Annotated in this window: 11 protein-coding genes, 12 tRNA genes, 1 rRNA gene and 1 pseudogene; 24 read left to right on the forward strand and 1 reads right to left on the reverse strand. The window is 43.2% G+C overall.

Annotation, left to right across the window (positions count from 1 at the left end):
- The 14 genes and pseudogenes from rrf to FJU10_RS05855 all read left to right on the forward strand — a co-directional run.
- Positions 1-99 (forward strand): 5S ribosomal RNA (gene rrf, locus FJU10_RS05790); the annotation flags it as partial.
- A gap of 11 nt (positions 100-110) precedes the next feature.
- Positions 111-184 (forward strand) — tRNA-Asn (locus FJU10_RS05795).
- Positions 185-232: 48 nt separating this feature from the next.
- A tRNA-Ser gene (locus tag FJU10_RS05800) sits at positions 233-321 on the forward strand.
- A gap of 19 nt (positions 322-340) precedes the next feature.
- A tRNA-Glu gene (locus FJU10_RS05805) sits at positions 341-412 on the forward strand.
- 23 nt (positions 413-435) lie between these two features.
- A tRNA-Val gene (locus FJU10_RS05810) sits at positions 436-508 on the forward strand.
- Between the two features lie 4 nt (positions 509-512).
- Positions 513-586 (forward strand) — tRNA-Asp (locus tag FJU10_RS05815).
- Positions 587-622: 36 nt separating this feature from the next.
- Positions 623-698 (forward strand) — tRNA-Phe (locus FJU10_RS05820).
- A 1-nt stretch (position 699) separates the two neighbouring features.
- Positions 700-780, forward strand: a tRNA-Tyr gene (locus FJU10_RS05825).
- A gap of 5 nt (positions 781-785) precedes the next feature.
- Positions 786-859: transfer RNA gene (locus tag FJU10_RS05830), tRNA-Trp, on the forward strand.
- Positions 860-886: 27 nt separating this feature from the next.
- A tRNA-His gene (locus FJU10_RS05835) sits at positions 887-959 on the forward strand.
- 10 nt (positions 960-969) lie between these two features.
- Positions 970-1041: transfer RNA gene (locus FJU10_RS05840), tRNA-Gln, on the forward strand.
- Positions 1042-1082: 41 nt separating this feature from the next.
- Positions 1083-1153, forward strand: a tRNA-Cys gene (locus FJU10_RS05845).
- A 27-nt stretch (positions 1154-1180) separates the two neighbouring features.
- Positions 1181-1265: transfer RNA gene (locus FJU10_RS05850), tRNA-Leu, on the forward strand.
- A 149-nt stretch (positions 1266-1414) separates the two neighbouring features.
- Positions 1415-1856, forward strand: a pseudogene (locus FJU10_RS05855) (HIT family protein).
- Positions 1857-1921: 65 nt separating this feature from the next.
- Here the strand turns inward: FJU10_RS05855 and FJU10_RS05860 are convergent.
- Positions 1922-3919: a beta-galactosidase gene (locus tag FJU10_RS05860; RefSeq protein WP_140965384.1), complete on the reverse strand. Its 1998-nt coding sequence runs from the start codon at positions 3917-3919 to the stop codon at positions 1922-1924.
- Between the two features lie 433 nt (positions 3920-4352).
- Between FJU10_RS05860 and arcA the strand changes: the two genes are divergently transcribed.
- The 10 genes from arcA to FJU10_RS05910 all read left to right on the forward strand — a co-directional run bounded on the left by arcA (position 4353) and on the right by FJU10_RS05910 (position 14483).
- Complete coding sequence (gene arcA / locus FJU10_RS05865; RefSeq protein WP_140965385.1) at positions 4353-5570, forward strand: arginine deiminase; 1218 nt, start codon at positions 4353-4355, stop codon at positions 5568-5570.
- A 384-nt stretch (positions 5571-5954) separates the two neighbouring features.
- Positions 5955-6266, forward strand: a complete 312-nt coding sequence (locus tag FJU10_RS05870; protein WP_081118806.1) for a hypothetical protein — start codon at positions 5955-5957, stop codon at positions 6264-6266.
- Entirely contained in the window at positions 6267-8258 is a 1992-nt protein-coding gene (locus FJU10_RS05875; protein ID WP_140965386.1) for a V-type ATP synthase subunit I, read from the forward strand.
- Positions 8242-8715, forward strand: coding sequence for a V-type ATP synthase subunit K (locus FJU10_RS05880; protein ID WP_005237160.1), 474 nt, complete (start codon positions 8242-8244; stop codon positions 8713-8715). The genes FJU10_RS05875 and FJU10_RS05880 overlap by 17 nt, the downstream gene beginning before the upstream one ends.
- 15 nt (positions 8716-8730) lie before the next feature.
- On the forward strand, positions 8731-9321 hold the full coding sequence (locus tag FJU10_RS05885; RefSeq protein ID WP_086292904.1) for a V-type ATP synthase subunit E: 591 nt from the start codon (positions 8731-8733) through the stop codon (positions 9319-9321).
- 14 nt (positions 9322-9335) lie between these two features.
- A complete protein-coding gene (locus FJU10_RS05890) occupies positions 9336-10337 on the forward strand; it encodes a V-type ATP synthase subunit C (RefSeq protein ID WP_140965387.1) in 1002 nt (333 codons plus the stop codon).
- Positions 10330-10644, forward strand: coding sequence for a V-type ATP synthase subunit F (locus FJU10_RS05895; protein ID WP_005229240.1), 315 nt, complete (start codon positions 10330-10332; stop codon positions 10642-10644). The genes FJU10_RS05890 and FJU10_RS05895 overlap by 8 nt, the downstream gene beginning before the upstream one ends.
- 31 nt (positions 10645-10675) lie before the next feature.
- Positions 10676-12451, forward strand: a complete 1776-nt coding sequence (locus FJU10_RS05900) for a V-type ATP synthase subunit A (RefSeq protein ID WP_081118803.1) — start codon at positions 10676-10678, stop codon at positions 12449-12451.
- Positions 12451-13839 (forward strand): V-type ATP synthase subunit B, encoded by a 1389-nt coding sequence (locus FJU10_RS05905; RefSeq protein WP_005237151.1) that lies wholly within the window; start codon positions 12451-12453, stop codon positions 13837-13839. The genes FJU10_RS05900 and FJU10_RS05905 overlap by 1 nt, the downstream gene beginning before the upstream one ends.
- Positions 13839-14483 (forward strand): V-type ATP synthase subunit D, encoded by a 645-nt coding sequence (locus tag FJU10_RS05910; RefSeq protein WP_140965388.1) that lies wholly within the window; start codon positions 13839-13841, stop codon positions 14481-14483. Before FJU10_RS05905 ends, FJU10_RS05910 begins: the two co-directional genes overlap by 1 nt.
- Positions 14484-14533 lie beyond the last annotated feature (50 nt).

Here is a 14533-nt window from a genome sequence, read left to right on the forward strand (position 1 = left end):
GAAGGATACACCTGTAACCATGCCGAACACAGAAGTTAAGCTTCTTAGCGCCGATTGTAGTGAAGGGTTTCCCTTTGTGAGAGTAGGACGTCGCCACGCATTTCATTTTTTCCGGCATAGCTCAGTTGGTAGTAGCGCATGACTGTTAATCATGATGTCGTAGGTTCGAGTCCTACTGCCGGAGTTCTCTAATAAGAGAAAACAAGCAAGAGTAATGAGCTTCTTTTAGGCTGGAGAGTTGTCCGAGTGGCCGAAGGAGCATGATTGGAAATCATGTAGATGGCTATCGCTGTCTCAAGGGTTCGAATCCCTTACTCTCCGTTTCTCCGTTTTAAACTTAGGTCCGTTGGTCAAGTGGTTAAGACACCGCCCTTTCACGGCGGTAACACGGGTTCGAATCCCGTACGGATCATTACAATTTAATGAACAACCTTCGGGGGTTTAGCTCAGCTGGGAGAGCATCTGCCTTACAAGCAGAGGGTCAGCGGTTCGATCCCGTTAACCCCCATTACGGTTTGGTAGTTCAGTTGGTTAGAATGCCTGCCTGTCACGCAGGAGGTCGCGGGTTCGAGTCCCGTCCAGACCGTTTCATTAATTTTGTAAAACTTATATTTTCTTATATGGCTCGGTAGCTCAGTTGGTAGAGCAATGGATTGAAGCTCCATGTGTCGGCAGTTCGATTCTGTCCCGCGCCACCATGGAGGAGTAGCGAAGTGGCTAAACGCGACGGACTGTAAATCCGTTCCTTAGGGTTCAGTGGTTCGAATCCACTCTCCTCCATTCATAGGGGCATAGTTTAAAGGTAGAACAGCGGTCTCCAAAACCGTTAGTGTGGGTTCAATTCCTGCTGCCCCTGCCATTATATATTTAACAGTTTCTTATCACGGCGGGTGTGGCGAAGTGGTTAACGCACCGGATTGTGGCTCCGGCATTCGTGGGTTCGATTCCCATCACTCGCCCTTTCATTTTTGGGGTATAGCCAAGCGGTAAGGCAACGGACTTTGACTCCGTCATGCGTTGGTTCGAATCCAGCTACCCCAGTACAATCTTCACTTGATTGTAGATTGCAACAATAGTATAATGGCGGTATAGCCAAGTGGTAAGGCAGAGGTCTGCAAAACCTTCATCACCGGTTCAAATCCGGTTACCGCCTTAGTACTAAATACTAACCTTTCAACATGCCGGCGTGGCGGAATTGGCAGACGCGCTGGACTCAAAATCCAGTGCCCGTTGAGGGCGTGCCGGTTCGACCCCGGCCGCCGGTATCATTGATGTATCAGTCTTTTATAAGATTGATACATTTTTTTGTTTATAAAAGTCTACAAATACGATTTTGGAGGACAACTCATATAGCAAAGATTTTTTTTGTTTTGTTACTATTGAAAGCCTTCCCTTAATCTTTTATAGTTTTTACATGAATAGCTGCAAGGAACAGGAAAGAGGGGGGATCAAATTGAAGCAGTTTTGCTGTTTATGGCGATGTCCAATTTCTTCCTGGATATTGTGTATTATTACCTAAAAGAGAGGTGGCTTCTTTAAATGATCTAGATTTAAATGAGCGACAGGTTTTCTTAACTGATATGACTCTTTTAGGAGATGCTATAATACAGGCTTGTTCTCCATTAAGAATCAATTATGAACTATTAGGAAATACCGATAACTTTCTTCATGCACATCTTTTTCCTCGTTATGAATGGGAAACCGACGAAGCGAAAAAAATGCCTGTTTGGCTGTATGACAAATCCCATTGGAGTAATCCAGAGTATCACTATTCAGAAAAAAGAGATGGAAAGCTAAGACAAAAGATAGCCTCTTGTTTAGAAAATGCCTATCGTTTGTCTAATGAATCTTCTTGAATCTAGTAACGACTATAAAAAGAACCTCCATGAAGCGATCGCTTCATGGAGGTTCTTTCCTTAGATCAATCAATATACTTAAGAACTGCGACTTCTTTTGGTTTCAGAACTGCCAATTGTTTGGTTTCTTTGGTAAGAAGGTCTACTCCAGCGGCTTTCAGCTTCACTTCTGTTGTCTGCTCGGTGTGGTTTAAGAGAAAGACGAGTGTATAGCCATCACCTTTGCGGCAGGTAACAGAGACTCCAGTAGGAGCAGCCAAGAAGTGCTGGGCATGAGTCGTTATTTTGTATTTTTCTAAAATGGTCGCTAAAAATGTGGTCACCCCATCAAGAGACAATTCTGTTCCCAGGTAATACGCATACCCATCATCGATTTGATTCATAGTAATGGCCGGCTTATCGGATAAAAAACCGGATTGGAAGGTTGCTAAAGCTTCAGCACCATTTAGATGGATAACTTCCTCCCAGAGGGAATTGTCGTACCGACGACCTTGAAAGTCAATCTGATGGTAGGAAGCGGCTTTCATTGGGGAAAACTCTTCTACAAAGATCCCTAAGGTGTCTCTAAACAGTCCTGGATAGCCCCCAAGATAGACTTGGTCATATTCATTGACGATCCCACTAAAGAAATTCGTCAAGAAGATGCCGCCTTGTTGCACGTAATCATGGATCTTCTTGCCGAAGGCTTCGGGTGCTGAATAGAGATTCGGAGCGATCACTAAAGGATAGCCGTCTAGGGATTCGGAAGGATGGACAAAGTCTACGCTCAGATTTAACGCCCTTAGCGCGGCATACAGGCTGCGTAACTGATGAATGTACTTTAAGGTGCTTGGTTTGGCATCCAATTCCAGCGCCCACCAATTTTCCCAGTCGAAGACAACCGCGACATCAGCCAAGAAGCGCGTCCCAACGATTTCCGACAGTTGCGAAAATTCGTTGCCTAATTGTGCACATTCACGAAAGATACGGCTTGACTGAGGATCTCCGTGAGACACCATCGCACTATGGAATTTTTCCGCACCGCCACGAGACTGTCGCCATTGGAAGAACATGATACCATCAGCGCCATGAGCGAGCGCTTCATAACTCCAAAGACGCAACTGGTTGGGTGTTTTTGCCCCATTAATTTGCCGCCAATTAACGGCGCTGGTGGCTTGCTCCATGATCAAGAAAGGCTTTTTCTTCAAGCTGCGGGTTAAATCGTTAGCAAGAAATTGCGGGTAAGGAATTTTTTCAAAGGGATTCGGATACGAATTCCAACTGACCACATCCATTTCAGGGGCCCATTTAAATCCATCCACGTATTTGTGTAAGCCCATAAGATTGGTCATATAAGGGATGCCTTGCGAATATTTTGCAATCGCCGCCTTTTCGAGTTGATAAAGTTCCAGATTCATGTCGGAAAGAAACCGACGATAGTCTAATTGCTGCGCAGGATTTTTGAAGGTTGGCATTGCCTCAGGTAAAAAAATTTCCCCCCAGCTGCCATAGGATTGACTCCAAAACTTGGTTGACCAAGCATCATTCAATCCAGCGATCGTCTGATACTTCTCTGCTAACCATGTCTGAAATCTTTTCCGACAATGATCGCAATAACACTCGTGGATGTGACAGGTATATTCATTATTGATATGCCACATGACCAGCCCTGGATGATTAGCATAACGTTTTGCGACTGCTTCAGACAAATCGGCGGCATATTGACGATAGATAGGGGAAGTCGGACAGTAGTGCTGGCGCGCCCCATGAACCAGTCGATTGCCATGAATGGTCACAGGCAGCATCTCAGGATGTTTTTGAACAAGCCAAGCCGGTGGAGAAGCTGTACCATTGGCTAGGTCGATCATGACATTGTTTTTATATAAAAGATCCATCAACCAGTCCAGAAAGTCAAAATCATAGGTGGATTCATCTGGTTGTAGATTGACCCAGCCAAAAATATTGATACTCACATAGTTCACACCTGCTTCTTTCATTAAACGCATATCTTCAAGAATGACTTCTTTAGACCATTGTTCAGGATTGTAGTCGGCACCATAGTAAAGATGACGTTGCGTTTTCATCAAATCGCTCCTTTATAGACGTTTCGCTAGTAACAAGCTACTTGAATCATATCAAACAATCATGCTTTTGATAGCGTTATCATTAAACAAACATGAAATGATCCAAAAAAACAAAGATAGTTCAATCCTTTTTCAGAGCAGCGTCTATCGGCCAACAGTTCTTTTGTCTTGCTGTTTTTTTAACAAAAATATACAATTGAAAAAGGCGGTAAATTAAAACATCTAAACTTTATCTCTCTAATTAGTTGTTTTTTTTATTGATCGTTTCTTTATAAAAAATTGCATGTTTATAACCAACAGATCTAAAAAACTTTTAAACATTAGCAGAAGAACACTATGAGACAAAGAAATGAATAATTATGTGATGAGAAGTCATGAAAAAGGAATGACATAAGTTATTCTACAAAAAATGCGAAAAAGGAGAGACACGTCCATGAACCAGCCAATACAAATCTTTTCTGAGATTGCCCCTTTAAAGCGGGTGCTTTTGCATCGTCCAGGAGCAGAATTGGAAAACTTGATGCCGGATTATCTTGATCGCTTGTTGTTCGATGATATTCCCTTTCTAGACCAAGCGCAAAAAGAGCATGATTTTTTTGCCGAGACGTTAAGAAACAGAGGAGTGGAAGTTTTTTATTTGGAGGATCTAGCTGCTGAAACATTGACAACAACTGGTGCCAAAGAGGCCTTTTTAGAAGACTATTTAAATGAAACTACGATCCTTGATGAAGAGATTCGCAACGAAGTGCGCAATTTTTTCCTTTCGATCGAAGATAATCGCGCCTTTATCGATCATACGATGGCGGGCTTGAAAAAAAGTGAGGTAGAAATTTCAAAAGCCAGTAACTTAACGGCAATCGTTGAAACAGAATATCCTTTCTTGATCGATCCGATGCCAAACTTGTATTTCACGCGAGATCCGTTTGCAACGATTGGTCATAGTGTTTCCTTGAATCGAATGTATTCTGCAACGAGAAGACGGGAAACCCTCTACGGAAAACAAATTTTCACGCACCACCCGATGTTTGCCCGCAATGAGACGAACTTTTTGTATCATCGGGACGAAACGACGCGGATGGAAGGCGGCGATCAACTGATTTTATCTGATAAAATCGTAGCGATCGGGATTTCTCAACGAACCGAAGTTGCCTCAATCGAAAAAATTGCCGAAACGATTTTTGCCACAGAACCGAGTTTTGAACATATCTTGGCCTTTAATATTGGTGAAGAACGAAAATTTATGCACTTAGATACGGTCTTTACGATGGTGGATCATGATAAGTTCACGATCCATCCAGAAATCGAGGGAGAACTTTCGCTGTATTCAATCACTAAACACAAGGACAGTGTTCGGGTATTTGAGGAAAAAGATACATTGGAAAATATTCTTTGTCGTTATTTAGATCTGCCTGAAGTGCTCCTGATCCGCTGTGGTGGCGACGATTTGGCAGCAGCAGCTAGAGAGCAATGGAATGATGGCTCCAATACACTGGCGATCGCCCCAGGGGAGGTCGTGGTCTATGACCGCAACACCATTACCAACCGGCTGTTAAAAGAGGCTGGCGTTAAGTTGAATGAGATCTCCGGCAGCGAATTGGTTCGCGGACGTGGGGGTCCCCGCTGTATGAGTATGCCGTTTATTCGTGAGTAGGACAGTTCTTTGTTATTTAAAAATACGGCAACTTGCTTTGAAATTATGAAAGTTAAGAAATGGAAGAGAAAAAAATAAAAGGAAGATTTGAAACGGAATTCTGTTTCTAATCTTCCTTTTTTGTCCTCATTTAACCCACTTTAAATTGAAAAGGATTTCTTTTTGTGAAAATGTGTAATTTTTGTGACTTTTGTATGTAAAGACTATAAAAAAACGCTAGGAACCTTGTTCTATCGCTAGATTTATGTTACGGTTATATTAGAAAACGGAAATAGGTGAAGGTATTTGCCACTTATTGATTTTTGACACCCTACGATCAGCGAATGCCATATGCTTGATTTGTAGTGGTTTTTTTGCGGAAAAAAAGTGAAAGCAGGTGAGAAAATGACAGTAGATGCCATTCGATTATTACAAGAAGCAGAGCAATTTGCGGAAAATAAAAATAAAGAAGCAGAAGCAGAAAAAAAACAATTGGCACAAGCACGCGAAGAACGGTTGAAGGCGTTTAAAAAAGAGTTGGCAGAAAAAGAGGCCCAACAAAAAGAAGCAATCAATCAAAAAATCGCAGCTGAGTTGGTACAATCAAAAGAACCGCTCATGGCTAAAACGAAAGCAGAAGTAGAAACACTAAGAACGATCCCTAATGAGTTAAAAGAAGAAGCATTAGCAATAATAATAAATAAGGTTGTGACATAAATGGCAATTGCAAAAATGCAAAAGTTCAGTCTGTTGACCTTTTACGATCAGAAAGAAGCTGTTTTAGAGCAGCTGCAAGACTTTCAAGGCGTAGAACTGCTTTCTTCGGAAAAATATTATGATTCTGAAGAAACGACGGGTGTTTTGGCACCGGTTCGCGAGGAACAGTCTGAAGAAGAAATGGAGAACCAGTTTGGTCAAGTCAACTGGAGCTTAAATTTTTTAGAAGAATATGTACCCAAAAAAGGAATGCTGGCACAACTGCGGCAACCAATCAAAAAATATACCCTTCAAGAATTGGCTGAAACAGCCCACACCTATCCTTGGCAAGAATTATGCCAAACCCTTCGTAAACAAGACAAACGTCTTCGCTTGATTGATCAAGAAAAACGCGATGTATTAGCACAAGAAGCAGAGCTGTCGATCTGGAAGTACTTCAAAGAACGGCCGGCTGTTTTAAAAGAATTAAAAAAATCAGGTGGCATGTTAGGATCGATTCCTACTTCTGAAATGGCTGACTTTACGACCAACAGTGAAAAGCTGCCGCTTGTCTATGTCGAAACCATTTATCAATCGCAAACGACAACTTACTTGTTGGTGCTTTTCCATAAAGATGTAAAAGAAAAAGTAACTACTCTTCTAAAGAAAGCAGCCTTTGAGCAATACATCTACCCTTATGAGGGCATTCCAGAAGAAGATCTGCAAACGATGAAAGAAAAATCCCAACGTCTAATTGATGAAGAAAAAGAGATCAAAGCCGCTCTTCGCGCAATGACAAACGAGCAAGAAATGTTGCGGATCGTTGCCGAGTATTTAGATGGAGCGATCACCCGCTTAAAAAGCAATAAAATGCTTTTACGTTCAACTCATGCGGTCTCGATTTCTGGCTGGGTTCCTGTTGATGGGGCGACCGAATTAGAAAAACGTATCAAAAAAGGAACCACAGGTAACTATTACCTCGAATACCAAGAAGTGACGGAAAAAGAGATCGCTGATGTGCCGATTTTATTAGAAAACGCACGTTGGATCAAACCTTTTGAAGGACTTGTTCGGATGTACAGCTTGCCGCAATATGATGAGTTAGATCCGACACCATTTATGGCGCCTTTTTATATGGTGGCATTCGGGATGATGGTTGCCGATTTTGGCTATGGGTTGCTCTTGTTTCTGGCGACATTCCTGGGGAAAAAACTGTTTCACCTCAGCAAAGGGCTGGAACAAAATTTGACCCTCTTTCAGTTGTGCTCGATCCCTACGATTATCTGGGGCTTGATCTATGGCAACTTCTTCGGATTTGAATTCTCATTCCAACTGTTGTCTGCCCAGGATGATGTCAATCAGATCTTAGTCTTATCCGTGATCTTTGGGTACATTCAGATCATGTTTGGATTGGCGCTGAAATTTTATATTTTATGGAAGAAAAAAGACCAGAAACTGGCTGCGATGTTCCAAGCCGGTTCGTGGATCGTCTTTTTGATCAGTGTGGTTTTTGTTGCCGCAGGAATGCTGCTTTTCCCTGATACACCGTTGCAAACGATTGGGATCGTGATGATCGCTGCCAGTCTTTTAGCAGTGGCGATCGGCGGCAGTTTAGAAGGAAAGACCTTAGCTGGAAAAATCGGTTCTGGATTGTACGGATTGATGGATGTGACCAATTATGTTGGTGACTTGATCAGTTACACCCGTCTGATGGCGTTAGGGGTTGCCGGCGGAAGTATCGCCTCAGCCTTCAATTTGATCATCAGCTACCTACCGCCGGCAGCCCGGTTTACCGTTGGTATCTTATTATTTGTGGCATTGCATGGCCTAAATATTTTCTTAAGTTACCTTAGTGCGTATGTTCATGGTATCCGTTTGCAGTATTTAGAGTATTTTGGAAAATTCTTTACGGGGGGCGGACGTGCTTTTGCCCCCTTCAAATCAAATGAAAACTATGTAGAGATCATCTCAGAAGAGAAGTTACAGGAGGACAATAATGGAAAATTGGATTAGTTTCTTTTACGAAAATGGTGGAATTGTTTTTGCAGCTTTAGGTGTGGCGACCGCAACGATTTGCGGCGGTATCGGATCAACGATCGGTGTTGGGATGACCAGTGAAGCAGCGTCAGGCTTGATCTCTGAGCAGCCAGAGAAATTCGGGCAAGCGTTGATCTTGGAATTGCTGTCTAGTACTCAGGGATTATACGGGTTCGTAATTTCCTTTATGATCTTTGGTCAGATCAGCGGTTCGCTCTCATTCGATCGCGGATTGTACTTGTTTATTGCTTCACTGCCAATCGCATTAACAGCAATCGTAGCCGGAAAATGGCAAGGACGTGCCGCAAGTGCTGCGATGCAGATTTTAGCCAAAAAACCAGAACATGTGACCAAAGGAATTATCTTAGTAGCGATGATGGAAACGTATTGTATTTTAGGGTTCGTAATTTCCTTCTTGCTTGTCTTGAATTAAGAGGAGGGAAAGTGAATGTCTGATATTACACGTTTAACTGACAAAATAACCGCTGATGCGGAAAAGAAATACCAGTTGCAAATCAAAGAAGCAAAAAAAGAAAGTGAAAATCAAGAAAACTTAAAGCGAACGCAATTAGAAAAAGAGCTGAACGAACGACTAGCTTTCTACGAAAAAGAAAAACGTGCGGCGATGTATTTGGAAATCTCAGATGTGCATATCCAATCAAGAAACAAGGTCTTGGCAGCAAAGCAGTCTGTCTTAGATGAGCTGTTTTCTGAGGCTCTGACTCGATTAAATACAATGGATCAAGCAGCATTTTATGCGTTTATCGCTAAAGGCTTGGCGAATGCACGGTTAACTGGTGAGGTTGAGTTGCTTTTAGGTGAGAAGACCCGCCATTTAGTAGATGAGGAACTCCTTACTAAGTTGCAAGCATCGGTTCCAGAGGTTCAGCTGAAACTGGTAAATAAAACAATCCCTCGTAAGGGCGGCTTTTTGTTGCGACAAGAAGCGATTGAGTTGAATTTTACTTTTGATGCGCTGCTAGAAGCCAACAAAGAAGAGTTAAGCAATACGTTACTGCAATTGATTTTTGAACAGTAAGCAGGTGCAAACAGATGAATGACATCAAATACAATACCTTAAATACGAGAATTCGGACGTATGAATCGCAATTATTCGATCGCAGCCGCTATGAGCGGATGCTCTCGGCTGCTAGCGCAGAGGAAATCTACAGTATGTTGCAAGAAACGGTTTATGGTGACTTCATCAACGAGGATGATCGTGTACACGACTTTGAACATGTGTTGATGGCGGAGTTGAAACGGGTATACGACACGATGTATCAGCTGACACCGGAAAAAGCGATCGTTGATTTCTTTGCTTTGAAATATGACTATCAAAATCTGAAAGTCTTGGTAAAAGCGGCGTATATGCAGGAAGATTTTTCTGAATACCTTGTCCCAATCGGCACCCAGCCGCTTTCTGTCCTTAAGGATCTAGTCAAGACCAGAAAAAGCAATCTTGTTGCCAAAGAGATGGTTGATTGTGTGGAAGAAGTCTTCTCTTATATTGAGAACTACCATGAGGTCCAATCGATCGATATCATCTTTGATAACCATTATTGGGAACAATTGTGGACCATTGGCAAAGAATACGACGATGATCTGCTGCAAAGCTTGATTCGTCGACAGATCGATATCTTCAACATTTCAACAACGTTGCGCAGTTACGCGATGAAACGCAAGCGCGGCTTTATCAGCGCAGTTTTAGCCGATCATGGGAACCTACCTGCAAAAGAACTGTTAGCTGAGATCACGACTTCCCTTGAGGCATTTGTGGCATATTTGCAAGGAACTCCTTATAAAGAACTGATCAATCACAGCTATGAAGAGTTGGTAGAGAAGAAGACCTTGAATACCTTTGATATACGCAAAGACAATTTTCTGATGGCGAAGCTCAAAGAACATAAAATTGTTCCTTTTGGCCCTTCAGCATTGGCAGGGTACTTGTACGCCAAGGAAATTGAAAGCAAGAACTTGCGAATTCTCTTGATTGGGAAAATCAATAAGGTGCCGGAAGAGATTTTAAGAAGTCGGGTGCGTGATAGTTATGCATAAAAAAATAGCAATGATGGGTGGTAAGAACTCGATCTTGCCTTTCAAAGGGCTGGGGATCGACATCTTTCCAGTCAGCGATTTGGATGAAGCCGCCCAACAACTAGAAGAAATGGCTGAAGCCTATGGGGTGATCTTTTTGACTGAGCGACTGATCGAACAATTAGAACCGATCGTTCGCCGCTATGAAGAAGTACCGACACCAGCAATCATTCCGATCCCAAGTAGTACAGGTAGTCTAGGAATCGGTATGGCACGCATTCAGCAAAATGTGGAAAAAGCGGTAGGAATGAATATTTTAGATTCATAACAGACAAGTCAGCCAGCTAGGAGGAATAAATGTGGCATTTGGCACAATTGAAAAAGTATCGGGACCACTGGTCACCGCCTCAGGATTGAGTGGCGCAAAAATCCATGAAATCTGCAAAGTCAGTGACAAGGGCCTTATCGGTGAGATCATTGAGATCAAAAAAGGGCTGGTTTCGATCCAAGTATACGAAGAAACAGCGGGAATCGGACCAGGCGAACCCGTGGAAACGACAGGCGCACCATTGTCTGTCGAACTAGCACCAGGTTTGTTGACTCAGATGTTTGATGGGATCCAACGACCATTAGATACATTTATGTCGCAAACAGAAAGTGATTTTTTGGAACGAGGGGTCACCATCGATCCACTGAATCGCCAAAAGAAATGGACCTTTGTCCCTCAAGTACAAGTCGGTGATACCGTACAAGGCGGCGACATTTTAGGTTCAGTACAAGAAACGTCGGTGATCGAGCATAAAATCATGGTTCCACCAAACTATGAAGGAACCGTCAAAGAAATCATGGTAGGGAATTTTGCGATTACTGAAGTGATCTGTGTTTTAGAAACCATTGAGGGGGAAAAATCCTTGACGATGGTTCAGAAATGGCCAGTTCGTCAACCACGTCCCGTTACTGCTAAATTAAATCCAGGCGAACCGTTGGTCACTGGACAGCGAGTCATCGACACCTATTTTCCAGTAGCAAAAGGCGGCTCAGCTGCCGTTCCCGGACCATTTGGTGCCGGAAAAACGGTCGTTCAGCACCAAATTGCTAAATGGTCAGATGTGGATATCGTTGTCTATGTCGGCTGCGGCGAGCGAGGCAATGAAATGCGGGATGTTATGAATGAATTTCCTGAACTGATCGACCCAAATACCGGCAAGTCGATCATGGAACGAACGGTCTTGATCGCCAATACGTCGAATATGCCAGTTGCTGCTCGGGAAGCCTCAATCTATACAGGAATCACGATTGCAGAATATTACCGTGACATGGGCTATAGTGTGGCCATCATGGCAGACTCAACATCACGTTGGGCAGAAGCGCTGCGGGAAATGAGTGGCCGATTGCAAGAGATTCCCGGAGATGAAGGTTATCCGGCTTATCTTGGAAGTCGAATTGCGGAATACTATGAGCGAGCAGGGCGTTTCCATTCATTAGGCACGCAGCCTAGGGAAGGAAGCATTACCGCAATTGGCGCGGTTTCACCAGCTGGTGGAGACATCTCAGAACCAGTCACCCAAAATACCTTACGAATCGTGAAAGTTTTCTGGGCATTGGATAGCATGCTGGCGCAAAAACGGCATTTTCCCTCCATCAACTGGATGAATTCCTATTCCCTTTATGAAGATCAAATCAATTCTTATTTAGATCAATTATTAGGCGATCGCTGGTCGGAGCTAGTCAATGAATCAATGGCGATTCTCCAAGAAGAAAGCCGTTTAGAAGAGATCGTTCAATTGGTAGGGATGGATTCTCTTTCTCAAAGAGACCGTTTGACGATGATGACAGCCCGTTCTTTGAGACAAGATTACTTGCAGCAAAACGCCTTTGATGACGTTGACACGTATACATCTCGTAATAAGCAGTTCAAAATGTTAGAGAATATTCTTTACTTTAATGAACAAGCGCAACGTGCACTGCAGCTAGGTGCTTACTTAGATGAGATCACCAAAGGAACGGTTGATCTGCGTGAGCGCATCGCTCGCAGCAAATACATTCCTGAAGAAGAATTGACCCGCTTGGATACGATCAAGCATGACATCAAAGAAATGTTACAACGAATCATTGAAACTGGAGGTGTTCATTGATGTTAAAAGAATATCGTACAGTTTCCGAAATCGCCGGCCCCTTAATGGTGGTTGAGAACGTCAGAGGCGTTAAATTTGATGAACTCGTCGAAGTCCGCATGGACACGGGTGAGATCCGTCAAGGACAAGTACTGGAAGTCAGTGATGACAATGCCGTTGTCCAAGTTTTTGAAGGTACTAGCAACTTGAGTGCCGAAGAAAGTAAAGCAAGATTTCTAGGAACTGGTTTGACTTTGGGGGTTTCTCTAGATATGATGGGTCGAGTTTTTGATGGTTTAGGAAAACCCAAAGATAATGGCCCTAGAATTTTGCCAGAAAAACGCATCGATGTAAATGGTGAAGCTATCAATCCAATGGCACGGGACTTCCCGGATGAATTTATCCAAACGGGAATCTCAACTATCGATCATTTAAATACCCTAGTTCGTGGACAAAAACTACCAATCTTTTCCGCCTCCGGTTTGCCTCATAAAGAGATCGCTGCTCAAATTGCGCGACAAGCAACCGTACCCAGCCAAGAAGGTAATTTCGCGATCGTCTTTGCAGCTATCGGAATTCCATTTGAAGAAGCAGAATTTTTCGTAGATGAATTTCGTAAAACCGGTGCGTTAGACCGTTCTGTTTTGTTTATGAACCTTGCCAATGACCCGGCAATCGAACGGATCGCTACCCCTAAGATGGCATTGACCGCAGCAGAATATCTGGCTTTTGAAAAAGGCATGCACGTTTTAGTGATCATGACCGATATGACGAACTATTGCGAAGCATTGCGAGAAATCTCCGCTGCTCGCCGAGAAGTTCCAGGACGTCGTGGCTACCCAGGGTATCTGTACACCAATTTAGCGACGCTGTATGAACGTGCAGGACGTTTGATGGGCAAAGAAGGCTCGGTCACACAGATTCCAATCTTAACGATGCCTGATGGCGATAAAACCCACCCAATTCCTGATTTGACCGGCTATATCACGGAAGGACAAATCATTTTGTCGCGGGACCTTTACAAACGCAATATCAACCCGCCAGTGGATATTTTGCCAAGTCTTTCCCGGTTGAAGGACAAAGGAACGGGAGAAGGTAAGACCCGTGCCGATCATGCGGCAACGATGAATCAAATTTATGCCGCCTATTCCGATGGGAAAGCTGCCAAAGAGTTATCGATCGTTTTAGGAGAGTCTGCCTTGTCTGATCTTGATAAAAAGTACGCGCGTTTTGCTGATCTTTTCGAAAAAGAGTATGTCAACCAGGGATTTGAAACCAACCGGACGATTGAAGAAACGTTAGATTTAGGCTGGAAGCTATTAGCTACCTTGCCAAAACAAGAGTTGAGCCGTATCAAAGAAGAATTTATCGACGCCTATTACCCAACGGACGAGGATGTGAGTTCTTAATGGCGATCTTAAATGTCAATCCAACTCGGATGGAACTAAGTCGTTTGAAAAAACGGCTGACGACGGCAACCCGTGGTCACAAATTATTGAAAGACAAGCAAGATGAGCTGGTGCGCCAATTCATTCAGCTAGTAAAGAAAAACCAGGAACTTCGTAAAAAAATGGAAACTGCGCTGCAATCAGGGATGGAAGAGTATGTGCTGGCTTCTAGTAGTATTCCCGATGTCGTTTTGCAAGAAGCATTTATGATCCCTTTAAATAAAGTGACCCTAGATGTACAAAGTCGGACCATCATGAATATGGATGTGCCAGTGTTAAATCCTGTTTACGAAGAAGAAAGCTCTGATGATGACTTTTCCTATGGTTTTGTAAGTACCACCAGTGAGCTGGATCTCTCATTGTCTCATCTCGACCAAATGCTGCCAGTAATGCTGCAATTGGCAGAGATCGAGAAAACCTGTCAACTGATGGCCAATGAGATCGAGCGGACGAGACGAAGAGTCAATGCGTTAGAGTATATGACGATTCCCAAACTGACGGAAACCATTCAATACATTGAAAGCAATCTGGCAGAAGACGAACGAGCAACATTGACCCGCTTGATGAAGGTCACAGATATCATTGCGGAAAATGAAGCAAAGTGAGGCTTTTGCAAATCACTTGGAAAAATCAAAAAAGACACGTAGAAGGGGAT

The organism is Enterococcus sp. OL5 (assembly GCF_006491895.1).
GTDB classification, from domain to species: Bacteria; Bacillota; Bacilli; order Lactobacillales; family Enterococcaceae; genus Enterococcus_D; species Enterococcus_D innesii.